Origin of the sequence: Sphingobium soli (assembly GCF_020782245.1) — a bacterium.
In the GTDB taxonomy this organism is placed as follows: domain Bacteria; phylum Pseudomonadota; class Alphaproteobacteria; order Sphingomonadales; family Sphingomonadaceae; genus Sphingobium; species Sphingobium soli.
In genome coordinates, this window is sequence record NZ_JAJGNP010000004.1 from 259,531 (window position 1) to 281,208 (window position 21,678).

General features: G+C 63.6%; 21 protein-coding genes and 1 tRNA gene. 19 read left to right on the forward strand and 3 right to left on the reverse strand.

Annotated features, from left to right (window positions below):
- Position 1: 1 nt before the first annotated feature.
- On the reverse strand, positions 2 to 1,654 hold the full coding sequence (locus tag LL253_RS07740) for an electron transfer flavoprotein-ubiquinone oxidoreductase (RefSeq protein ID WP_228226801.1): 1,653 nt from the start codon (positions 1,652 to 1,654) through the stop codon (positions 2 to 4).
- A gap of 121 nt (positions 1,655 to 1,775) precedes the next feature.
- Between LL253_RS07740 and LL253_RS07745 the strand changes: the two genes are divergently transcribed.
- The 18 genes from LL253_RS07745 to LL253_RS07825 all read left to right on the forward strand — a co-directional run bounded on the left by LL253_RS07745 (position 1,776) and on the right by LL253_RS07825 (position 18,856).
- Positions 1,776 to 2,516, forward strand: coding sequence for a uracil-DNA glycosylase family protein (locus tag LL253_RS07745; RefSeq protein WP_228226802.1), 741 nt, complete (start codon positions 1,776 to 1,778; stop codon positions 2,514 to 2,516).
- Positions 2,513 to 4,300 carry a lytic transglycosylase domain-containing protein gene (locus LL253_RS07750; RefSeq protein WP_228226803.1) on the forward strand — a complete coding sequence of 596 codons (1,788 nt, stop codon included), beginning with the start codon at positions 2,513 to 2,515 and terminating at the stop codon, positions 4,298 to 4,300. The genes LL253_RS07745 and LL253_RS07750 overlap by 4 nt, the downstream gene beginning before the upstream one ends.
- Entirely contained in the window at positions 4,300 to 4,827 is a 528-nt protein-coding gene (moaB, locus tag LL253_RS07755) for a molybdenum cofactor biosynthesis protein B (protein ID WP_009821504.1), read from the forward strand. Before LL253_RS07750 ends, moaB begins: the two co-directional genes overlap by 1 nt.
- Positions 4,828 to 4,902: 75 nt before the next feature.
- On the forward strand, positions 4,903 to 5,667 hold the full coding sequence (dapB, locus tag LL253_RS07760; protein ID WP_228226804.1) for a 4-hydroxy-tetrahydrodipicolinate reductase: 765 nt from the start codon (positions 4,903 to 4,905) through the stop codon (positions 5,665 to 5,667).
- Positions 5,668 to 6,372, forward strand: coding sequence for an endonuclease III (gene nth / locus LL253_RS07765; protein WP_228220259.1), 705 nt, complete (start codon positions 5,668 to 5,670; stop codon positions 6,370 to 6,372).
- A gap of 55 nt (positions 6,373 to 6,427) precedes the next feature.
- A complete protein-coding gene (locus tag LL253_RS07770; RefSeq protein ID WP_050763014.1) occupies positions 6,428 to 6,814 on the forward strand; it encodes a hypothetical protein in 387 nt (128 codons plus the stop codon).
- Between the two features lie 280 nt (positions 6,815 to 7,094).
- Positions 7,095 to 7,171, forward strand: a tRNA-Arg gene (locus LL253_RS07775).
- Between the two features lie 502 nt (positions 7,172 to 7,673).
- The gene (locus LL253_RS07780; protein ID WP_021228093.1) at positions 7,674 to 8,267 is read left to right on the forward strand and encodes a DUF6088 family protein; all 594 of its coding nucleotides are present in this window, start codon (positions 7,674 to 7,676) and stop codon (positions 8,265 to 8,267) included.
- Positions 8,260 to 9,276 (forward strand): nucleotidyl transferase AbiEii/AbiGii toxin family protein, encoded by a 1,017-nt coding sequence (locus tag LL253_RS07785; protein ID WP_021228094.1) that lies wholly within the window; start codon positions 8,260 to 8,262, stop codon positions 9,274 to 9,276. The genes LL253_RS07780 and LL253_RS07785 overlap by 8 nt, the downstream gene beginning before the upstream one ends.
- A 17-nt stretch (positions 9,277 to 9,293) precedes the next feature.
- A complete protein-coding gene (locus LL253_RS07790) occupies positions 9,294 to 10,076 on the forward strand; it encodes a HamA C-terminal domain-containing protein (RefSeq protein ID WP_228226805.1) in 783 nt (260 codons plus the stop codon).
- The gene (locus tag LL253_RS07795) at positions 10,063 to 13,578 is read left to right on the forward strand and encodes a DEAD/DEAH box helicase (protein WP_228226806.1); all 3,516 of its coding nucleotides are present in this window, start codon (positions 10,063 to 10,065) and stop codon (positions 13,576 to 13,578) included. Before LL253_RS07790 ends, LL253_RS07795 begins: the two co-directional genes overlap by 14 nt.
- 15 nt (positions 13,579 to 13,593) lie before the next feature.
- Positions 13,594 to 14,295: a competence protein CoiA gene (locus tag LL253_RS07800; RefSeq protein WP_228226807.1), complete on the forward strand. Its 702-nt coding sequence runs from the start codon at positions 13,594 to 13,596 to the stop codon at positions 14,293 to 14,295.
- Positions 14,292 to 14,408, forward strand: coding sequence for an SEC-C metal-binding domain-containing protein (locus tag LL253_RS19990; RefSeq protein ID WP_161626757.1), 117 nt, complete (start codon positions 14,292 to 14,294; stop codon positions 14,406 to 14,408). Before LL253_RS07800 ends, LL253_RS19990 begins: the two co-directional genes overlap by 4 nt.
- Entirely contained in the window at positions 14,405 to 15,544 is a 1,140-nt protein-coding gene (locus LL253_RS07805) for a DUF3800 domain-containing protein (protein WP_021228098.1), read from the forward strand. The genes LL253_RS19990 and LL253_RS07805 overlap by 4 nt, the downstream gene beginning before the upstream one ends.
- A gap of 321 nt (positions 15,545 to 15,865) precedes the next feature.
- Positions 15,866 to 16,849 carry an ArdC family protein gene (locus LL253_RS07810; RefSeq protein WP_021228099.1) on the forward strand — a complete coding sequence of 328 codons (984 nt, stop codon included), beginning with the start codon at positions 15,866 to 15,868 and terminating at the stop codon, positions 16,847 to 16,849.
- Complete coding sequence (locus LL253_RS07815; RefSeq protein WP_228226808.1) at positions 16,846 to 17,247, forward strand: DUF2958 domain-containing protein; 402 nt, start codon at positions 16,846 to 16,848, stop codon at positions 17,245 to 17,247. The genes LL253_RS07810 and LL253_RS07815 overlap by 4 nt, the downstream gene beginning before the upstream one ends.
- Positions 17,247 to 18,479 carry a hypothetical protein gene (locus LL253_RS07820; RefSeq protein ID WP_228226809.1) on the forward strand — a complete coding sequence of 411 codons (1,233 nt, stop codon included), beginning with the start codon at positions 17,247 to 17,249 and terminating at the stop codon, positions 18,477 to 18,479. The genes LL253_RS07815 and LL253_RS07820 overlap by 1 nt, the downstream gene beginning before the upstream one ends.
- Positions 18,476 to 18,856 carry a hypothetical protein gene (locus tag LL253_RS07825; protein WP_228226810.1) on the forward strand — a complete coding sequence of 127 codons (381 nt, stop codon included), beginning with the start codon at positions 18,476 to 18,478 and terminating at the stop codon, positions 18,854 to 18,856. The genes LL253_RS07820 and LL253_RS07825 overlap by 4 nt, the downstream gene beginning before the upstream one ends.
- On the opposite strand, the gene LL253_RS07830 is transcribed toward LL253_RS07825, so the two are convergent.
- Together LL253_RS07830 and LL253_RS07835 are read right to left on the reverse strand one after the other, a co-directional pair.
- Complete coding sequence (locus LL253_RS07830) at positions 18,853 to 19,080, reverse strand: hydrogenase maturation nickel metallochaperone HypA (RefSeq protein ID WP_228226811.1); 228 nt, start codon at positions 19,078 to 19,080, stop codon at positions 18,853 to 18,855. The two genes, LL253_RS07825 and LL253_RS07830, sit on opposite strands and share 4 nt — an antisense overlap.
- 30 nt (positions 19,081 to 19,110) lie before the next feature.
- Positions 19,111 to 19,356: a DUF6771 family protein gene (locus LL253_RS07835; protein WP_228226812.1), complete on the reverse strand. Its 246-nt coding sequence runs from the start codon at positions 19,354 to 19,356 to the stop codon at positions 19,111 to 19,113.
- Between the two features lie 139 nt (positions 19,357 to 19,495).
- Here LL253_RS07835 and LL253_RS07840 point away from each other — a divergent pair, with 139 nt between their 5' ends.
- The gene (locus LL253_RS07840) at positions 19,496 to 21,646 is read left to right on the forward strand and encodes a ParB/RepB/Spo0J family partition protein (RefSeq protein ID WP_228226813.1); all 2,151 of its coding nucleotides are present in this window, start codon (positions 19,496 to 19,498) and stop codon (positions 21,644 to 21,646) included.
- The last annotated feature ends 32 nt before the right edge of the window (positions 21,647 to 21,678 follow it).

The window sequence follows — 21,678 nt, forward strand, 5'->3', positions numbered from 1 at the left end:
CTTACATATTGGGATAATTCGGCCCTCCGCCACCTTCCGGTACGACCCAATTGATGTTCTGGGTCGGGTCCTTGATATCGCACGTCTTGCAGTGAACGCAATTCTGCGCGTTGATCTGGAAACGGGGATCACCCTCTTCCTCGCCGACCACTTCATAGACGCCCGCCGGGCAGTAACGCTGCGCCGGCTCATCATACAGCGGCAGATTATAGCTGATCGGAATCGCCGGGTCCTTGAGCTGCAGGTGGACCGGCTGGTCCTCCTCATGATTGGTATTGCTCAGAAACACTGACGACAGCCGGTCGAAGCTGATGACGCCATCGGGCTTGGGATAGGCGATTGCCGCGCACTGTTCCTTGCGCCAGATTTTCGCATGATCAGGCTTGTGCTTCATGGTGAAGGGCAATCCGATCTTCAACGTGCGCATCCACATATCGATACCCGCAAGCAGCGTGCCGATCGTGTTGCCGAACTTTGCAAGCAGCGGTTCGGCATTCTTGACCAGCTGCAATTCGGTAGCGATCCAGCTGGTCCGTACACGATCATCATAGTCGGACAGAATGTCGCCCGTGCGCTCTTGCCGGATCGCTTCGAACGCGGTTTCAGCCGCCAGCATGCCCGATTTCATCGCTGTGTGCGTGCCCTTGATCCGGGGCACGTTGACGAAGCCGGCGGAGCAGCCAATCAGCGCGCCGCCAGGGAACGCCAATTTGGGAATGGATTGCCAGCCGCCTTCATTAATGACGCGCGCACCATAGGACACGCGACGGCCGCCTTCCAGAAACTGCCGGATTTCCGGGTGCTGTTTCCACCGCTGAAACTCTTCGAACGGATAGAGATGGGGGTTGCGATAGCCCAGGCCGACGACGAAGCCGAGCGCGACCTGCCCGTTGGCCTGATGATAGAGGAACCCGCCGCCATAGGCATCGGTCAAAGGCCATCCCTGGCTGTGGATGACAAGGCCCGGCTGGTGCTTGCCGGGATCGATATCCCACAATTCCTTCATGCCAAGGCCATAGACCTGCGGTTCGCATTCTGCATCCAGCGCGAACTGCCGCTTCAATATCTTGGTCAGATGGCCGCGCGCGCCTTCAGCGAAGAAGGTATATTTGGCGTGAAGCTCCAGGCCCGGCTGATAATCGGGTTTGCGATTGCCTTCCCGATCGATCCCCATGTCACCGGTTGCGACACCCTTCACGCTGCCATCCTCATGATAAAGGATTTCGGCGGCGGCAAAGCCGGGGAAGATTTCGACACCAAGCCCTTCTGCCTGCTCCGCCAGCCAGCGGCACAGATTGCCCAGCGACCCGGTATAGGTGCCCTTATTGTGCATCCAGCCCGGCGTCATGAGATGTGGCATGGTGATCTTGCCGTTTTTCGTCAGAAACCAATGCCGGTTGTCCGTCACCGGCGTATCGGCCAGGCTGCATCCCTGCTCTCGCCAGTCGGGCAGAAGCTCATCCAGAGCCTTGGGATCAATGACCGCCCCGGACAGGATATGGGCACCGATTTCGGAGCCCTTCTCAAGAACGCATACCGCCAGTTCGTCGCCCGCTTCACTGGCAAGTTGCTTCAATCGAATCGCTGCTGACAGGCCAGCCGGCCCGCCGCCCACGATCACGACGTCATAGGGCATCGATTCCCGTTCGCTCATTCATCCCTCCTTGGCGCGACCGGCGGGCTGCACCCCGGCTGTCCGATCACCGCATTAGTCCAACAGTTTGTCATCCCAGGCGATGAAGCAGCTTGACCCCCTCGTCAACCTCTGGCCCTAGATGACGGCGATGCGGGGAATAATACAGGATGATGGCCAAATTGCCGCCCAGGCCTATCTGACCTGGTGGCAATCGGCCGGCGTGGACAGCGCCGTAGCGGAAGCGCCGATCAATTGGCTGCGCCCTGCTGTCGCGCCGGTTTCCGGTCATTCGGCAAGCCGCCCTACGTCCGTGGTTACTAACCAAAAGCCCAAAGAGCTCGAATCGTTCCAACGCTGGCTCCAGGACGATTCCGCGCATCCCGAACATCGTTGGCCGGGCCGCGCCATTCTCCCTGCCGGATCGGTCGATGCCCCGTTGATGATCGTGACTGACATGCCCGATCCCGCCGATCTGGATGCCGGAACGCTACTGGCCGATCGCGCTGGGGGGCTGTGCGACGCCATGTTGCGCGCGATCGGATTGGATCGCGCGGACGTCTATGTCGCCTCCCTGTTTTTTCGTCGTCCGCCCGGCGGCATGGTGGAAGCGGCCGACCTGGCAGCCGCTGCAGATCGTATGCGCACACATGTTCATCTGGCCCGGCCTCGCCGTCTGCTGCTGCTGGGCGACAGGACGGTCCGTGCGCTGATGCCGGTGAGCGGTGAGGTGCAGCCGGATAGTTTACGCAACTTTAATCATGATGGCGGCATCGTGCCCGCTGTCGCCACATTCCACCCGCGCCTTCTGCTCAGCCAGCCCGCGGCAAAGGCGGAATGCTGGCGCGCCCTGCAAAGCCTGATCGAGGAAAACCGTCCGTGATTCGAGCCGCGACCCGCCTGTCTTGTCTTGCCATGCTTGCCGCAGCGGGGATCGCGGCCGCGCCCGCCCGCGCCGAAACCGCCGACGTACTGCCGGATATGAAGACGATCGGCGTGGCCGCGTCGCCCTTTGATCTGCGCGATGGCGACAAGGCTCGTTACAGCGCGATCTTCGGCGCGCTGAAGGGCGAACGCTGGGCTGAGGCCAAGGCGATGATCCTGGCGCTGGACCCGCAGGACGCGGTGCGCCCGGTCGCTCTGTCGGAACTCTATCTTGCCCGCAATTCCCCGCGCGTGGAACTGTTCGATCTGCTGGATCTCATCAACAAGGCGGCCTGGCTGCCCAGAGCCGATCAGTTGTCTCGCCTCGCCCAAAAACGCGGTGCGACGATCCTGCCCGCACTTCCCCAGATCCAGAAAATGGTCTGGCTTGGCTCGGCGCCCCGCCGCCAATATGTCGCGGCAGTCAAGACCGACATGCTGGCGCAGGCGCTGACTGGCAAGATTCAGGGCTTCATCAATGCCGATGATCCGATGGGCGCCGAAGGCTTGTTGTCGACCGGGGAGGCGGGCTTGTCGCCGGAGGGCCTGACCGAAGTACGGCAGCGCGTGGCCTGGGCCTATTATATTGAAAATGACGATAGTAACGCCCGTCGAATGGCCGCCCGCGCGCTCGAAACGCGGACCGGCGGTGATTGGACGGTGCAGGCGCACTGGACCACTGGCCTTGCCGCGTGGCGCCAGAATGACTGCCGCGCGGCCGCGCCGGCCTTCGCCAATGTCGCCGCGCTGGCCGGCAATAGCGACATGCGCGCCGCCGGGGCCTATTGGGCGTCGCGCGCCTATATGGTTTGCGGCGAAGCAGAAAAGGTCGAGAATTATCTGAAACTTGCCGCCCGCTCGGATGAAACCTTCTATGGCCTTCTGGCGCGGGAGTCGCTGGGCATGCCGCTGGGCGGAGCGCCCCTCGCCGCCCGCTTTGGCAGCAGCGAATGGCAAAAGCTCAAGGACAGCCCCAATGCCCGTGCAGCGATCGCATTGGCTGCGATCGGACAGCAGGACGAAGCGGATGAGTTGCTCCGCTATCAGGCAAAACTGGGCGGCGCAGACCAATATGATGCCTTGCTGCGCCTTGCCAGCACGCTCAACCTGCCCGCGACCCAGCTATGGTTGGCGCATAACGGCCCTGCTGGCACGCAGCCCGGTAGCTTCGCCCGCTTCCCCGCGCCCGACTGGCGTCCCGATGGCGGATGGCGGGTCGACCCGTCGCTGATCTACGCCCACACGCTTCAGGAATCCGGTTTTCGCACCAATGTCGTCAGCAGCGCCGGCGCGCGCGGCCTGATGCAGGTGCGTCCCGGCACGGCAGGCGATGTCGGCCTGACCGACGCCGCGCAGCTCTTTGTTCCCTCCACCAACATGGAATTTGGCCAGCGTTATCTGGAAAGCCTCCGCGACATGAGCGCGACCGGTGGCCTGCTGCCCAAGGTGATGGCCGCCTATAATGCCGGGCCGCAACCGGTCGAGCGGTGGAACACGCAGGTGCACGACAAGGGCGATCCCCTGCTGTTCATGGAATCGCTGCCCTATTACGAAACCCGCGCTTATGTGAACATCGTCATGCGCAATTACTGGATGTACCAGATCCAGGCAAAGGGCGCCGCCGAGTGTCTGACCGGCATGGCGCAGGGCCTGTGGCCGACCTTTCCGACAGCCAAGGGCATGAAGCTGGTGCGCCTCAGCAAAGCCGATGGGCAAGGCAGCATTGGCGGCGGCACCGACTGATGCCGATCGACGACAGCCGGCCTTTCGTACCGGTCCGCATCGCCGTGCTGACCGTGTCCGACACGCGCGGCCCGGCCGACGACCGTTCGGGCGATACGCTGGTCGAGCGGCTGGAAACGGCGGGGCATGTCCTGGCCGCCCGCTATATCGAGCGCGATGACAGGGCCGCCATCGTCGCACGGCTGCACGCCTGGATCGACGATCCCCAGATCGACGTCATCCTGACGACCGGCGGTACGGGCGTTACCGGCCGCGATGTGACGCCCGAAGCACTGCGCCAGGTGCAGGACAAGGAAATACCAGGGTTTGGCGAGCTGTTTCGCTGGTTGAGCTTCCAGACCATCGGCACATCGACCATTCAGTCACGGGCCACGGCCTGCGTCGCGCGGGGCACCTATATCTTCGCCCTGCCCGGCTCAACCGGCGCGGTGAAGGACGCGTGGGACGGCATTCTCGTCAGCCAACTCGACAGCCGGTTTCGTCCCTGCAACTTCGTCGAACTGATGCCGCGCCTGACTGAGCAGTGACGGCACGGCATCTTCGCGCCATCCGTCCAACCGGCCTCTCGACTTTGTGCCTCCCTGCCGACTAAGGCAAAGGTCATGACAAGCATCGGAATCTTTGGAGCAGGCGGCCGCATGGGCCGCGCGATCGCCGCCGCAGCAATGGACGCAGGCCTTTCCATCGCCGGAGGCACCGACCGCACGACCGATGGCGAAATCACGCCGGGCGTCGCCATGTCAGACGATCCGCTCGCACTGGCTGAGCGATCCGACATCCTCATCGACTTTTCCGCGCCCGCTGCCTTGTCTGCCCATCTCGAGGCCTGCATCACGGCGCATAAGCCCATCCTGATTGGCACGACCGGTCTTGAGGCGACCCACCACGCCCTGATCGACGAGGCGGCGGCGAATATTCCCGTGCTCCAGACCGGCAACACCTCCCTTGGCGTCAACCTGCTCGCGGCGCTTGTGGAACAGGCGGCGGCCGGCCTGGGTGAGGACTGGGACATCGAAATTGTCGAGATGCATCACCGCCACAAGGTTGATGCGCCGTCCGGCACGGCGCTGTTGCTGGGAGAGGCCGCAGCGCGCGGTCGCGGCATCGTGCTGGCCGATCATAGCGAGCGCGGGCGCGATGGCATTACAGGGCCACGCACGCCCGGAGCAATTGGCTTTGCCGCGCTGCGTGGTGGATCCGTGGCGGGCGATCATCAGGTCATCTTTGCCGCTGAAGGCGAGCGGATAGAAATTGGCCATCGCGCGGAAAATCGCACCATCTTCGCTCGCGGCGCTGTGAAGGGCGCGCTCTGGCTCGCCGGCCAGCCTGCCGGTCGCTATGACATGAAAGCGGTGCTGGGTCTCTAGATGAACAAGACGCAGATTTTCGACTTTTTCAGCCGCCTTGCCGACGCCAATCCCGCCCCGCAGACCGAGCTGGACTATGGCAATGACTATCAGCTTCTCGTGGCGGTGGTGTTGTCGGCGCAGGCAACCGATGTCGGCGTCAACAAGGCGACCCGCGCACTGTTTCGTGAAATCCATACGCCCCAGCAGATGATCGACCTGGGCGAGGACGGCCTTAAACAGCATATCAAGACGATCGGCCTGTTCAATGCGAAGGCGAAGAACGTCATTGCGCTGTCAGCCATTTTGGTGCGCGATTTCGGCGGACAGGTGCCGCAGGATCGCGATACGCTCACGACCCTGCCGGGTGTCGGGCGAAAGACCGCCAACGTCGTTGTGAACACCGCCTTTGGTCAGGAAGCCTTTGCCGTCGATACCCATATCTTCCGCGTCGGCAACCGCACCGGCCTTGCGCCCGGGAAAACTGTGCTGGCCGTCGAGCAGAAACTCGACAAACGCGTGCCCGCACCCTTTCGCCGCGACGCGCATCACTGGCTGATCCTGCATGGCCGTTATGTGTGCAAGGCGCGGCGGCCGGAATGCTGGCATTGTATTGTGGCGGACCTGTGTCGCTACAAGCCCAAGACGCCTCCGCCCGCATCCGCAGCGGGAACCCGCGGCAGCCGCGCCCGTTCTCGTGCCGTTCAGGAGCCTCCTGCCAAATAGTGACGGAAGACCCTGCCCCGCGTCGTCGATCCGGCGGGAGATGAGGAGAAAGATGATGGCCGTCAGCACCCCGATCCGTCTATTGTCGGCTTTTGCCGTTATCGCGCTCGCGCAACCAGCGATCGCCAAGGATAAGCCTGACCCCTATGTCGCCAAGGGCGAACCGGTCGATTGCATCAACATCCGCTCGATCCGCTCATCCCGTGTGCGGGACGACCGCACGATCGACTTTGAGGTCAGCAACCGGAAAATCTACCGCAACACGCTGCCCAACAGTTGTCCCAGCCTCGGTTTCGAAAAACGTTTTTCGTATCGCACCAGTATATCCCAGCTTTGTTCTGTCGATATCATCACCGTGCTTTGGAATGTCGGCCCGGGCCTGCAACCGGGCGCAAGCTGCGGACTGGGCAAATTCCAGCCGATGGAAAAGCCTGCAAAATAAGCTGCCATCAGGCGATTTGATGCTGGCACAGCGCGCCGGGCTTTGCTAAGCGCCGCTCCTGACCTGCGTCACGCACCCATAGCTCAGCTGGATAGAGCGTTGCCCTCCGAAGGCTCACGTCCGACGCGAGAGCAGTGATTTTATACAGGATTTCCGGGGGTTTAGGAAGGCATAAGAAAGGACGGATAAAAAACTCACCAGAAACTCACCGCGCGCGGACTGCCGATTCTGATCGCGGATTGACCTTTTTCGGCGCAAATCCTACGGCTCTAAGCCCTACGCACCCATAGCTCAGCTGGATAGAGCGCTGCCCTCCGAAGGCAGAGGCCAGAGGTTCGAATCCTCTTGGGTGCGCCAAAAATCTCCAACAAAATCAAGCGGTTGAGAGGATAAAGCCTCTCCATTCTACCGCGTCGCCGATCACAAAAACTCACCACCTTTGAGTGCGATGACGGCAGAAGCCATTGATTTCCTTTAAAAAATCTTGGGTTCAAAACTCACCAAGGATTGATAGAGACCAGATCAAGGCCGGGCCACAAGCCGCGGTCCGCTGTCCTCGCTGTCGAGTGTGCGCATTCCGCAGCCTCGGCCACGATAGTTCATCTGGGTTTCAGTATGCGGGCACCCCCTACCAAATGGGAAGGCTTCCCCTCACGGCCTCGCAGATCGTGGACACATAATTCCAATTAGCGGGCCATTGATTCGGTCGTGTCCCAGACCGCAGGCATTCGCTGGCGGCCAGCTCGGCGGCGCGGCTTTTTGAGGCCTTTCCCCCGCTGGGGCGCCCCGGTCCAGACCCTGTCGTAGTCAGGTTGAAAATTGTCAGAAAACCGCGTATATTTCTGACAGGAGAATTATCGTGCAGCGACTGACCGAACAGATTCTGGCGCATGCCGAGGGCTTGCCCGAGGGCGCTCCGATCGCGGCGAAGAGCCTGCTCCATCTCGGCAATCGCGCCGCAGTGGACCAGGCATTGTCGCGACTGGTTGAACGCGGCCGGCTGATGCGCGCCGGGCGCGGCGTCTATCTGCGCCCGGTTTCAAGCCGGTTCGGCGTTCGGGCGCCCTCCGTCGAGAAGGCCGTCGAAGCCCTCGCGGTTCAGCGCGGCGAAGTCATCGTGTCGAACGGCGCTGCCGCCGCCAATGCGCTCGGGCTCACAACCCAGGTGCCGGTCCGGTCGGTCTATCTGACATCCGGCCGTAGCCGGACGATGAATCTCGGCCAGCAGGTCGTCGAGCTGCGGCACGCTCCGCGCTGGCAGTTGGCGCTGGCGGATCGGCCCGCCGGACAGGCCGTGCGCGCGCTTGCCTGGCTGGGACCGGAGAAGGCGGAAGCGGCCTTGGAGACATTGAAACGCAAGCTGCCGTCTTCGACATTCGGCGAACTTGTCGCGGCAGCACCCCAGCTCCCGAGCTGGCTCGCCAGATCGGTCGGCAAGGTCGCGCATGGCTGAGGCGTTCCTCACATTGTCGGCGGACGATCGGCGCGAGGCCCTGGCCGTCGCCGCCGATCGATCCGGGCGCCCGCTCCATCTGCTGGAAAAGGATGTGTGGGTCGTCTGGACCCTCGCAACGCTGTTCGGGTCCGATCTTGGCGAGCACCTCGTGTTCAAGGGCGGCACGTCGCTGTCGAAGGCGTATCACGTCATCCGGCGCTTTTCCGAGGATGTGGATCTCACCTACGACATTCGCGCCATCGCTCCCGATCTGGTGGGCGAGAACGGCGAGGCCCTGCCGAAAAACCGCAGCGAGGAGAAGCGGTGGTCGAAGGCCGTCCGGCACCGCCTGCCCGAGTGGGTCGACGGAACGGTCCGACCTCTCCTTGCCGGCGCGATCGAGGCGCAATCGCTGCCAGCGACGCTCAGGGTCGAGGGCGACAAATTGTTCGTTGACTACGAAGCGACGTCGTCGGGGTCGGGCTATGTGGCTCCAAGCGTGATGCTGGAGTTCGGCGCCCGCTCGACGGGAGAGCCGGCCAGCCCGCGCGATGTCGTGTGCGACGCGGCCGGGCTGATCGAAGGCGTCGAATTTCCAATGGCGCGGCCGCGGGTGATGCGTGCTGAGCGGACCTTCTGGGAGAAGGCGACGGCGATGCACGTCTTCTGCCTGCAGGAACGGCTACGCGGCGAACGCTTCGCCCGCCACTGGCACGATGTCGTTCGGCTTGATGATGCGGGGATCGCTGTCGCCGCGATGTCCGATCGCGACCTCGCCGGCGCGGTTGCTCGCCACAAGAGCATGTTCTTCGCGGAGAAAGCGGCCGATGGCGAGGCCATCGACTATGAAGCCGCCGTGGGCGGCAAGCTGCTGCTCGCCCCGAGTGGTGAAGCGCGCGCGGCATTGGCCACAGACTATGCGCGCATGGTCGAAGACGGGCTGCTGCTCGAAGATGCCGAGCCGTTTGAGGCGCTGATCGAGCGATGCGCAGACATCGCCGAACGCGCGAACGATGCGGCACGATAGGGGGAGTTGGGGAAAGCGTGGGGCTATACAAAAATTGGTGTGACGCCACCAGGGAGAAGGACAAGCGCAAGCGCTACTGGACCTATGTCGAGAAGGACGGCGGCCGCGATGAAATTCGCGATGATCTCGCCGAGACCATCCGCTCACACTACGACCGGCTCGAACGCATCGCCGAGGACGTGGAGCGGCTCGGCTACAACGTCGCCGCCAAGATTCTCAGCGAGGCGATGCCGCAGACGCCCAAGGGCCGCTCCGGCGATCTCGGTGAAATTCTCGCGACCGAGCTGGTCGAAGAGGAGATCGGCCTGCGCGTCCCTGTGCGCCGCCTCCGCTACAAGGACGGCCGTAACATGGCCATGCGCGGCGACGACTTCATTGGCGCCGGTTACGATGCGGCCGGCGAGAAGCTCTGGCTCCTGAAGGGCGAAGCCAAGAGCAACAAGGTGCTCGGCAAGACCACGGTCACGAGCGCCCGCAAGGTGCTCAACCGCGACAACGGCCGCTGCACGCCCGATTCCCTGCTGTTCGTCGCCAATCGCCTGCTTGAGAGCAACGATCCGGACGACAATGAGCTGGGTCGCAGCCTTCGCGACGAAGTGGGCCTGAAAACCCTCCGCGCCGATCGCATCGACCACATGCTCTTCACCGTGTCGGGCAACGGCCCTCACGCTTCGCTGAAGGATGACCTCGACGCCACCGGGACCAACCGGGACCATTACGTCGTGAACATCCACGTCGAGGACCACCAGGACTTCATCGCAGCCATGTATCAGGAGGCGGAAGACCTTGGAGACGATTGACGAACTGACCGCGTTCCTAGCGACCGCAACCGTCGACGGCATCCTCGGGCGCCTGCTCTATCGGGGCGCCGCATGGTCGCTGATGCGCGAGGATGGCGTGTTGCCCGCTAATGCGCCGCCCCTCGGCGCGACGATCGAAACCGACCTTGCCGAGCATGGTTTTGCCCTGCTTCGGGGCGCGATGGCCCTGCGCGCTCAGGCTGGCGCTTCCGAACTGACCAGCAAGGCGTTCGAGCGTGCCGCCAACGCCTTCGAAGCCCTCGTGCGCAACGGCGATCTGGAGTCGCCCGACCGCGGTTTCCGCCGCACGCTTGCCGCTGCGGCCTACCACCTGGCCGGCTTTTCGGCCGTCGCCTATTCGCTCTTCAACGAGACTGCGGACGATCTCAATGCTTCGCCAGGCGAAACGGCGATCCGGCACCTGATCCTGCGCGATCTCGGCCAGCTGCGCGGCTTTGTTCGCGTGTGGCTGGACGATGAGGCGCACGGCGACGAGCAGATCGCCGGAACGCTGACAGGCGAAGACCCCGACATCGACGAGGCGCTGTCGACTATCCTCAACACGACGATCTGCCGGGCTCTGGCGCATTTTGACTTCGCGCTCGAGACGGGCGAGTCCGAGCCGATCGAGACTGCGCGGGCATTGCTCGCCACTGCGGTCAGTCTGGCAGACAACGCGGAGAATGTTCCACTTTGGTGGATATCGAACCTCTGCCGTCACCTGATCGATGACCTCTGGCGGCATTCGCTGCACGAGAATCTGCCGACCGAGCCGCCGGAAGGGACGGAGGAAAAATACCCGGACCTGCGCCGGCTGTTCATCTCGTCGCTCTACGCGCGCAAGACGTCCGAGGTGGAGTTATGGCCATCGCAGCGCGAAGCCGCCCAGCGTTCCACGGACGTCACCGACGATCTGGTCGTCGCCTTGCCGACCAGCGCCGGTAAGACGCGCGTGGCCGAGATCGCCGCGCTGATGACCTTGTCGTCGGCGCGCCGGGTGCTGATCGTCACACCGCTGCGCGCCCTTTCCGCCCAGACAGAGCGATCCTTCAGAAAGACCTTCGCGCCCCTCGGGTTCAGCGTCTCCTCGCTTTATGGCGCCAGCGGCCTCTCGGCTGGCGATGAAGACGCGCTGCGCACCCGTGAGATCATCATCGCGACGCCCGAGAAGCTCGATTTCGCGCTGAGAAGTGACCCCTCTCTGATTGATGACGTGGGCCTGATCGTCCTCGATGAAGGCCACATGATCGGTCCTAGCGAGCGCGAGATTCGCTACGAGACGCTGGTTCAGCGTCTGCTCCGACGCGGGGACGCGGGCGACCGCCGGATTGTGTGTCTTTCTGCCATCCTGCCCAGCGGCGACGAATTGGATGATCTCACCGCCTGGATTCGCTCAGACGAGCCGGGCGAGCCTGTGCGCTCTGACTGGCGTCCTACACGGCAGCGGTTTGGTGCGCTGACGTGGCGCGGCAAGGACGCGCTGCTCCGGCTCGACCTGGATGAAGATGGTCCGTTCCTCGACAAATTCGTCGTGGAGAAACCGGCGCTCGGGAGGGAGAAGAAGCCCTATCCGCGCAAGAACTCGCACCTCGCCTTGTTCGCGGCATGGGAGTTCGCCAGCCAGGGCAAGCGGACCTTAATCTTCTCCACGCAGGCGAACTGGGTCGAGAGCTACGGTAAACAGGTCGTGGACCTCTGCAAGCGCGGCTATCTGGAATCGCTGCTGGAGGATAAGGCGTCGATCGCCCGCGCTCTGGAGGTCGGCAATGAATGGCTGGGTGAGGACCATCCCGCTGTCGCCTGCCTCAAGCAGGGCGTTGCCATCCACCATGGTCGGCTGCCGAGCCCGTTTTTGCGCGAGCTGGAAGCCCTGCTGTCTGAGGGCGTCCTGAAAGTCATAGTCGCGTCGCCGACGCTCTCGCAGGGTCTCAATCTCAACGCCGCCGTGCTCTTGGTGCCTGCGTTGTATCGTGCCGGCGAGAAGATCAAAGGCGAAGAGTTTGCGAACGTTGCCGGCCGAGCCGGACGCGCCTTCGTCGACGTCGAGGGACTCATTGTCCACGTCATGTTCGACAATATTAACTGGCGAAAAAAAGAATGGGGCAAGCTGGTTGCCTCCGCCAAAGCTCGCACGCTGAAAAGCGGCCTCATCCAGATCGTCGCCGAGATTCTTGAGCGGCTGTCCCGCGAAGGTGTTCTGGATCGCGACGATGCCTGGGAATATCTCGCTAATGCGCGCGAAGCTTGGAGGTCGTCGGAGGAGGAAGCATCTCTGGCCGAGCGCTTGGCTGCTGCAAGACAGAATGATGGCGATGTCGCTCATGACGACGAAGAAGAAGATGATGATGATGACGATGCGGAAGAGACCATCGAAGAGGAGCCTCTGTCGCAGATAGTCGAACGTCTAGACGCGACTGTGTTTGGTCTCATTGAAGCGCTCGATTCTGATAGGGCCGATTTGCCGAAGCTTTTGGACGAGGCCCTCAGAGGATCGCTCTGGGCTCGTCAGATCGCCCGCGAGGACGAAGACGTAGCTCCTCTGCACAAGCGAGTAATCGAGGCGCGAGCTGATCTCATCTGGAAGACGACCACCGCGCCGGCCCGGCGCGGTCATTTCGCCATGGGTGTTGGACTGGAAGCAGGCCTTGCAATTGATGCCATGGCTGACGTGTTGGCCGAACTCCTCGACCGCGCAGACGTAGCGGCACTGAGCGGCGATATTGATGAACTAGTCGAGACCCTTGGCGGCCTTGGAGAGCGGCTTTTGTTCATGCGTCCGTTCATCCCCAGCAAGAACAACGCGCTGCCTGCGAATTGGAAGGCAATCCTGCATAGTTGGGTGTCGGGCGAGGATGTGGCCAAGATCGGGCCCCAGAACATGCGGGCGGTCGAAGAGGCCTTCACCTACCGTTTGGTTTGGGCTCTGGAGGCTGTCCGCACTCGCCGCATGTCTCTCGGGTGGTCGCCAGACACGGTGGCGGGCGGTGCCGCGGCGGCGGTCGAAACCGGCGTCCCGCAATTCATGATGTCGATGCTGATCCGCGCGGGCCTACCGTCACGGCGCGCGGCCATGGCGGCGATCGAGGATGCCAAGCCGGTCTTCGTCACGCCCGCCGAGATGCGTGCCTGGCTCGAATCCGACGACATCACGGCCTACACGGACGCCGGCGGCTGGCCCACGCCCGACACCGCTGCGCTATGGGCGCGCTTCCGAACCGAAGCCCTCAGTGGCGGCATCCAGAAGTGGTCGGTCGAAAACTATAAGCGCTTGCTGGACGTCGCAGCTGCACCGCCCGCCGGTCTCTATCGGATCGTCACCGATGAGGGTGACGGGCGGACCTGGCTGACGACGCCCGATTACCAGCAGGTTGCCGTCTTCAAGAAGCCGGCGGTCGATCCCAAGCCCAGCCTCTTTTCAGGCCGATTGCCCGGCGACACCAGGTTGGTGGAGACGTTGCGTGTCGGTCGCGGGAAACTGCGCTGGCCGACGGCCGATGCGTAACGAGGAACGGTAGCTATGCTCTATGCCTGGGTCGGCGACCAGAAACGTGCACCCGCCGCGAAGGGAGAACGCACGACCTGCCGCGACTGCGGCGGCCTGCTCACCGCCGTCATGCCTGTTGAGAACACGCCCCACTGGCGGCACAAGGCGGGCGACTGCGATCCCTGGGGCGAGCCTGAGGGACCTTGGCACCTCGGCTGGAAAGAACTCTTCGATATGTCCTGCCGCGAGATCGCTTTGCGCGATCCGATGACAGGTGAGCTTCATCGCGCGGGCGTACTGGTCGGGAGCGGCACGCCCAGGGCAACCGTGCTGGAACTGCAGCACTCCTCGATCAGCGAGGACGAGCGCAATGCGCGGGAGGCCTTCTATCGGCGCGGGCATCGGATGTTCTGGCTGGTTCACATCCATAGCGAAAGCTCGTTCCTGGGAATCTATTTCGGCATGTCGCTCGATTTCAAATCGCGGGTCGTCCATCTCGACGGCAAGGAATTCGCGATCATGCGGTGGATGGGACCGAACAAGCAGTTCATTGAAAAGTGGAAGCGCGCTGCTGCCCACGTCTTCTTCCATGCGGGTCCGTACATCTTCTACCTCGCCGGCCCTGGCGTGGCCGCCCGACTCGGAAGCCCATTGAAGCGTGGCGAGTTTGCCCTTTGCGCCCTGACACGCGAAGAGTTTTTGCGGGCGGTCCACCGGGAGGATGGTGCTCCTTGACGGATTATTCGTATCGAGCGTCGCCGCCTCGCGAGCGTGGGGCCAAAATCGGCCGAAACGAGCGGTGCCGGTGCCAGTCAGGCCGGAAATACAAGCATTGTCACCGCCAATGATCGACGGCGGCATCCATCCTGCGTCGAGCATCCCCGTCGATCGCTATTTCCTCGATGAAAGCGGTCATGGTGGCGATCTCGCTTCTGCGAAGGAACTCGCTTTCGCCGGCCAGCCGTTCTTCGCACTGGCCTGCGTCGGCGCGGGAGATTCCGCGCTGTTGGCGGCCGAGCTGGATAGGCTGCGCGTGCATTACGCCTGTGGTGAAAGCGAACTGAAATCGACCAAGTTGGGAAAGAAGCTGACGCCGATCGCCGGTGAATTGATCTCCTTCCTTGGCCGGCATCGATGGCCGCTCTTCGTGGAGCTGGTGGACAAGCGGTTCTTCATTGCGGCCCACATCGTCAACCACCTGCTTTGCGGCTCTTACGGTCTCGACAATATCGACATGGCGAGCCGCAATATGATCGCGGAATTCCTCTCGGACGAGGATTCCGATGCGGTGTTGCTGGCCTACATCAACGCCTGCGAGACGCTCTCGATGACATCCGTGGCGGGCGTCATCGATCTACTCTGGGACTGGCTGGATCTCTCCGACGCCGAGATCGCCCGAACCGCTCAGGTTCTGACGATGTTCGCGCGGGACCGCGTGCGGGAATCGTCGGCGAAGGCCGAGGACTTTCTGCCGATTGCCGACGAGTCCACCACCGGCAAGAAGGTCTGGATGCTGCCCAACCTTCAGTGCCTCACCAATATCTACGCCCGCCTCAATCAGTCCCGGCCTGTCAGCCTCGACGGCGCCCGGCTCGTTCATGACGAGCAGATGCAGTACGCGAAGGTTCTCGAGGACTCCAAGACGCTTATGGAGCAGCTCGCGGCCGAGACCGCTCTGCCGATCGTTCCATTCGCCGACTATCGCCTGCGAGGGCGTGGAAATCTCGTCTTCGCGACGGGGAAGATCGAACCCTGCCTCCAGGCGGCCGATATCCTTGCCGGTTGCGCGATGCGTTTCGCGCGGGATGGCAAGGCGCGCAAGGCTCGCATCGACGAGCCGCTCCGCGCGGTGTTCCACCGGATGATTGATGCAGGCAACCCCATGCAAGCGACCGGCATCAACCTGGTGATGAGCACGCGTCTGCTCGAAACGCTGGGTGTTCCGCACATCCCGGCGGACTTCGCGGAACGCATGTTGCTGTAGGCGATTCCTGCGCACTCCAGGTGCGGACTAGCGACGACAGGCCAAGCCACGCGCCCGTTATCTTCGCCGTCGTCCATGCGTTCCATGACTTCCGCCACGATAGTTCGTCTGGGTTTCAGTATGCGGGCACCCCCGACCAAATATCCCCAGGCAGGGGAACGTCTTCCCCTACCGGCGAGCCGCTGTCGCGTCTCCCCGGACCCCTTCGTGCGGGGCTGCCGCCCCGCAACGCCCCGCCAAAGTGAGAGGACAGCCGGTTCGGCCGTGATGGGCTGAGCGCGGAGAGAAAGGCTCGCCGCCGGCCCGTCGCGGAGACAGGTCATGGCACAGCAAAGCAAGAACCGCCCCACAAGCGAGCGGGCAAATCTCTACCAGCAGATCACCGACCGGATCATCGCCGAACTCGAGGCCGGCCGTGTCCCTTGGGTCCAGCCCTGGGGCGCTGCGAAGGCCGGCATCGGCATGCCGTACAACGCCGTCAGCGAGCGAAGGTATAGCGGCGTCAATATTCTCACGCTCTGGGACGCCGTGATCTCGCGCGGCTATGCGAGCCAAGCCTTTCTGACCTTCAGACAGGCGATCGCGCTGGGCGGGTCGGTCCGCAAGGGCGAGCACGGTATTGCCGTGATCTACACACGCCGGTTCGTGCCAAAGGTGGAACGCCGCCGCGCCAATATAGAGGGCCGCGAGCCATCGGGCGGCATCCCCTTCCTCAAGCACTTCACCGTCTTCTCGGTCGAGCAATGCGATGGGCTTCCCGCACATATCTGCGAACCGCCGCCGCCGATCCCGGAGGGGCTGATCCTGCCTCATGCCGAGGCGCTGATCGAGGCGACCGGCGCCGACTTCCGCATCGGTGGTCCATCGGCCTTCTATTCGCCGACGCACGATTATGTGCAGGTGCCGCGGCCGGATGATTTCTTCGACCCGACCAACTGGCACAGAACGGCTTTTCACGAACTCGGTCATTGGGCAGGCGGCGCTTCCCGACTGAATCGCGATCAGACCGGCGCGTTCGGCTCGGTCGCATACGGCAAGGAAGAGTTGTGCGCCGAACTGACCGGCGCTTTCGTCTGTGCCGCGCTCGGCATCGTGCCAACCGTCCGACACGCCGATTATCTCGGATCCTGGCTGGAGATCATCCGCGAGGACAATCGCGCGATCCTGCGCGCCGCGAGCGCAGCCTCCAAAGCCGCCGACTATCTGCTCGCCTTCCGGCCGCAATCCGCCATCGCCGCCAATGACGACGATTCGCAGCCGGACCCTGATGGGGCGATGGCGATCGAGGGGAGGATCGCGGCATGATGCTCCTCACCCCCGAAATCCGCGAAGCCCTGTGCGCCAATGACCATGCTCGCCGAGTGGCGTTGGCCAAGGGCGAGCGTGAGCCCGATCCGATCCCCGTCATCCGCTTCTTCAACCCCGTCGGCCAAGCCACCTGGCTCGCCACCGAGATCGATTCGGACGGGGTCATGTTCGGACTGGCCGACTTGGGCTTTGGCTGCCCGGAGTTGGGCAGCTTCGCGCTCGACGAGATGGAGGCGATCCGTTTGCCTCTCGGCCTCGGCATCGAACGCGACATCCTGTTCGAAGGTGCCTTTCCCTTGTCGGTTTATGCCGAAGCCGCGCGCCGGGCCGGCTCGCTGGTTCTTGCGGACCGTCTGCTGCACAAGGCGGCCGCCTCTTTAAAAGGAGGCCGGTGATGCGTTTCGCCAAATGGCCCAAGCCGACCGCCTATGTGGAGACCGCGCGCAAGCGCTCCGCCTTTGCCGCCAAGCGGCGCCGCGAGCGCGAGAAGCTGCCGCTTTTCGCCGACATGATCGCCGCCGGCCAGCATAGCGTCGACGAGGAAATGGCCCGCCGCGCCGAGTGGTGGCCCGATCAGCAACAGCGGCTTCGGGACGAGCGAGCCTCTGTCTGGCGCCGAGCGAGGGCGCGTCTGTTTGCATTCCCGGAAACAACGCGCCGGACGATTCGCCGGATCTGGCGTGACTGTCCCTATCCGGCCGATCCCTACAGCTTCGCCGATCTGCTGCATCAGATTCGTGTCGGCCGTGTCAATCCCGACCGGCCGCCGTGGAAGTTCCATGCGCGGGTCAAGGCGCGGACAACGCCTGATCCGCAAAGGTTTGCCGATGCCTTCAAGCGCGTCGGCCAGCGAATGGTCGAGCCAGCGCCGGGATTACCGGCGATTGAGGCGCGGCAATATTGCGGCAATCTCGGGAATGGGATCCTGTTCCTCGATGCCGTGCCGTCCATGCTCGACGAGGGTGATGTAACCATCCGCGTGCGCGGCGTCTGCACCAACGCTGATATCACCCTGATCGGCCGTCTTGCCTCGGAGGCCGAGCGTCGCCCGGTCAAGGTCGTGCGGGTCGATGTGCCGCAGACGCGCGAGGGGGGCTTCTCGCATCGCCTGCTCATTCTCGCCTGCTCGGCGACCAAGCGCCACGATCCCGGCTGGATGCCCGCCTGGGAACGCTATGATGGGCCGCTTTGGCAGACTTGGCGCGCGGTCGATCCCGATCGCCGGTTGGCCCGTGTCTGCTTCCTGTCCGCCCGCTACGGCTTTCGCGCGGGTGACAGCCCGATCGAGGACTATGACGCCCGTCTGACCTCCGATCTCGCCGAACGCTTGATTGCGGGCGGGATGACGACGCGCTGGCCACGCCCGCTGTCTCCCCGCAAACCTGACACTTACGGCTCGCATCCCGGCTGCGAGATCGCCAGCCTCGCCTATCATGGCACGCGGCCCTTCACCAATGTCGCGCTGGTCGGCGGGGGACTCTACATCAAGGTGATGCGGGCATTCCTGGAAGGCTTCCGCGAAATGCGCTGCCTCACCCCCGACGCCGAGGTCACCGAAATCAATGCCGGGATCGGCGTGATGCGTCAGCGGCTCCGCAGTTGGCTCGAAGCTGGCCGCGGTCGATGACCGATCCGTCCTCGCCACTTGGCCATAATGGCGGCCCACCCCTCGATGAGGACGAGGGGCCGCCGGTTCCGCGTTACTGCAAATATTGCCGGCATTGGTCGCCGCCTTCGGACTGGGAGGTCCGCGCTTACGAAGCGTTTCAGCTCGGCATTTCTCGGCGGCGTGTCAAACGGCCGACCGGCTTCTGCGACCGCGTGTTGATGCGGCCGGGCAAGCCGCTCGCCTTTTCCGCGACGACAGACACGTTCGGCTGCCTCAATTTCTCAGCCAAGCCACGGGAGCCGCTTACGCGCGGACACGGGTTTGTCAGGATCTATGAGGGTGATCACATCGTCTGGCAGGGATGGGAAAAAGATCTTCCCGACGAATATCGTTAGGTGCGGCCTTGCGCTTCGTCGATCAGCTTCTGGACCAATCCGATCGGGGTATCATCGATCGGCCGGATCGTTTCGCCGCAGCCGGGGCAGTCGACGGTCCGCTCGAGCCGAAGCGTGCGATAGCGGATGCTGAATTCCCGCCCGCATCGCGGGCATTCCGCCTGCGCAAGGATATCATCGAGATCGTCGCCCATCCCGGCAGAATAGCATATCCCGCCGATCATGACGACGCCGCGCGACGACCCTGAATCTCGCTAAAGCGGCAATCGGAGCTGATTGACATCAGGCGCAGGCACACCCTGCAATTTCTCGATGATCGTCGCCGCGAGCGTGTCGGCGGCGCGCTCGCGCATATGCGCATCCGGCATCGTCAGGCCGACGCGCGCCCAGCCTGGCGCCGACAGCAGGATGGCGGATAGCTCGTCTCGTTCGATTCGTTCCATGCGACGATTGGAACAAAAATAGAACATCGTGGCAAGTCCGTTGATGCCCTGCACCACGATCCTGCGACGAATGTCGCCAGCGTGCGGGCGCCGCCGCCCAAAGGGCGGCCCCGCCAGAGGGAAAGGCGGGCCGGATTTTCGTGACGGGCTTGAAGCCGGGAGAGAGTCTCGCGGCGGCCTGTCACGGAGAAAACCCATGGCCAAAGCGCCCCAGAAGATCGTCCTCGCGGGCTCGCGGGACATTCCATTCGACCGGCTGTCGCTCTCCCAGTCCAACGTGCGCCGGGTGAAGGCCGGCGTCTCGATCGGCGAGCTGGCGGAGGATATCGTCCGCCGTACCCTCCTCCAGAGCCTCAATGTCCGGCCCATTCTCGACAGCGAGGGGGCGGAGACCGGCCAGTTCGAGGTGCCGGCCGGCGGGCGGCGATTTCGCGCGCTTGAATTGCTCGTCAAGCAGAAGCGCCTCGCGAAGAACGCGCCGATCCCTTGCGTGGTCAAAGCCGCCAATGACGATGTCCTGGCCGAAGAGGACAGCTATGCGGAAAACACGTTCCGCGAACCGCTGCATCCCCTCGACCAGTTCACGGGCATGCAGGCGATGGTCGACAAGGGCGAAGGCGTGGAATCGATCGCTGCGCATTTCCTCGTCACCCCGGCGGTCGTGAACCAGCGCCTCCGGCTGGCCAAGGTTTCGCCCGCGCTGCGCGAAATCTATGCCGAGGACGGCATGACGCTCGAACAACTCATGGCCTTTTCGGTTTCGGAGGACCACGCCCGCCAGGAACAGGTGTGGGAACTGCTTTCCCATAGCTACAAGAAATCGGCGCAGTTCATCCGCGACCGGCTGACCGAGGATGCGGTACGCGTCGCCGACAAGCGGGTCCGCTTCATCGGCACCGATGCCTATGTCGCCGCCGGCGGCACCGAGGCGATGCGCGACCTGTTCCAGCCCGACGATGGCGGCTGGCTCACCGATCCTGCCTTGCTCGACCGGCTCGTCGCTGAAAAGCTCCAGGCCGAGGGCGAAAGGATCGGCGCGGAAGGCTGGAAATGGGTAGCGACCGCCGTCGACATGCCCTGGGGCGTCACCAGCGGCATGCGTGAACTCGATGGTGTCGAGACGCCGATGACGCCGGAAGAAGCCGAGACCGTGGAAAAGCTCCAGGCCGAAGCCGACGCCCTCGGAAGCGAATGGATGGATGCAGCCGACGTTCCCGATGAGGTCCATGCCCGGCTGACCGCACTCGACGAAGAGATCGGGGCGATTGTCGATCGTCCGAAGACCTTCGATTCCGAGGAAATGGTGCGCGCGGGGGTCTTCGTGTCGATCGAACGCGACGGCTCGCTGTGCATTGAGCGCGGCTATGTCCGCCCCGAGGATGAACCCGAAGCGGAGGTCGAATCGGTCGGCGCGGCGGAAGCCCCCGATGGCGACAATGTCGGCACGGGCGGGGAAGACGAAGACGTCGAAGGCTCCACCGGCTCCAATGTCGTGCCGATCGGCACCGCATCGGGTGACGATGATGATGAGGATGGCGAGGTGGTGAAGCCGCTGCCCGACCGGCTCGTCGCCGAACTCACCGCGTGGCGCACGCTCGCGCTCCAGGATGCGTTCGCGCAAAATCCGTCCACGGCCTTTGCGACGGTCCTCCACGCCTTTGTGCTCGACTGTTTCTATCATGCGAGCCGGGAATCCTGTCTCGAAGTATCGCTGCGCAAGGTGTCGTTCGGGCTTGCCCCCGCGAGTCTTCGCGACAGCGCGCCGGCCAAGGCGCTCGCCGAACGTCACAAGCGTTGGGCCGATCGCCTGCCCGATTCCGACAAGGATGTGTGGGACGCGCTGCTTCAGTTCGATGGCGCGGAGCAGGCTGCGCTGTTCGCCCATTGTGCGTCGGTTGCGATCAACGCCCAGCAGGAGGTGGTGCCCAAATATGACAATGGCCGCATCTCGAAGCACAGCGTCGAACGGCGGATCGCGCACAGCCACGTCCTCGCGCGCGCGGTCGGCCTCGACCTGATCGGCGCGGGCTGGCGGGCGACGGTCCCCGGCTATTTCACCAGCGTCACCAAGCCGCGGATCATCGCCGACGTCGCAGAGGCGAAGGGGTCGAAGTTCGCCGAGATGATCGACCATCTCAAAAAGGCGGATATGGCCCGCGAGGCCGAGCGCCTGCTGGAGGATTCGGACTGGCTGCCCGAACCGATGCGCACGCCGCTCCTGCCGGATGATCTGGCGGCCGATGGGAGCGAGCCCGGCGAAGAAGCGCAATCGCTCCCGGCCTTCCTCGATGACGACGAGGACATCGGCACCGACGAGGACGGCGATTTCGCGGTCGCCGCCGAATGACCTGCGGGCGGGGCGGCCCTCGGCCGCCTCGC

What these genes read in the sequence shown, in the direction of transcription:
- LL253_RS07745 (WP_228226802.1), top strand. Translation starts at nt 1,776, where the DNA reads ATGACGGCGATGCGGGGAATAATACAGGATGATGGCCAAATTGCCGCC.
- moaB (WP_009821504.1), top strand. Translation starts at nt 4,300, where the DNA reads ATGCCGATCGACGACAGCCGGCCTTTCGTACCGGTCCGCATCGCCGTG.
- LL253_RS07830 (WP_228226811.1), bottom strand. Translation starts at nt 19,080, where the DNA reads ATGATCGGCGGGATATGCTATTCTGCCGGGATGGGCGACGATCTCGAT.
- nth (WP_228220259.1), top strand. Translation starts at nt 5,668, where the DNA reads ATGAACAAGACGCAGATTTTCGACTTTTTCAGCCGCCTTGCCGACGCC.
- LL253_RS07785 (WP_021228094.1), top strand. Translation starts at nt 8,260, where the DNA reads ATGGCTGAGGCGTTCCTCACATTGTCGGCGGACGATCGGCGCGAGGCC.
- LL253_RS07810 (WP_021228099.1), top strand. Translation starts at nt 15,866, where the DNA reads ATGGCACAGCAAAGCAAGAACCGCCCCACAAGCGAGCGGGCAAATCTC.
- LL253_RS07840 (WP_228226813.1), top strand. Translation starts at nt 19,496, where the DNA reads ATGGCCAAAGCGCCCCAGAAGATCGTCCTCGCGGGCTCGCGGGACATT.
- LL253_RS07740 (WP_228226801.1), bottom strand. Translation starts at nt 1,654, where the DNA reads ATGAGCGAACGGGAATCGATGCCCTATGACGTCGTGATCGTGGGCGGC.
- LL253_RS07805 (WP_021228098.1), top strand. Translation starts at nt 14,405, where the DNA reads ATGATCGACGGCGGCATCCATCCTGCGTCGAGCATCCCCGTCGATCGC.
- LL253_RS07825 (WP_228226810.1), top strand. Translation starts at nt 18,476, where the DNA reads ATGACCGATCCGTCCTCGCCACTTGGCCATAATGGCGGCCCACCCCTC.
- LL253_RS07815 (WP_228226808.1), top strand. Translation starts at nt 16,846, where the DNA reads ATGATGCTCCTCACCCCCGAAATCCGCGAAGCCCTGTGCGCCAATGAC.
- LL253_RS07770 (WP_050763014.1), top strand. Translation starts at nt 6,428, where the DNA reads ATGGCCGTCAGCACCCCGATCCGTCTATTGTCGGCTTTTGCCGTTATC.
- dapB (WP_228226804.1), top strand. Translation starts at nt 4,903, where the DNA reads ATGACAAGCATCGGAATCTTTGGAGCAGGCGGCCGCATGGGCCGCGCG.
- LL253_RS07820 (WP_228226809.1), top strand. Translation starts at nt 17,247, where the DNA reads ATGCGTTTCGCCAAATGGCCCAAGCCGACCGCCTATGTGGAGACCGCG.
- LL253_RS07800 (WP_228226807.1), top strand. Translation starts at nt 13,594, where the DNA reads ATGCTCTATGCCTGGGTCGGCGACCAGAAACGTGCACCCGCCGCGAAG.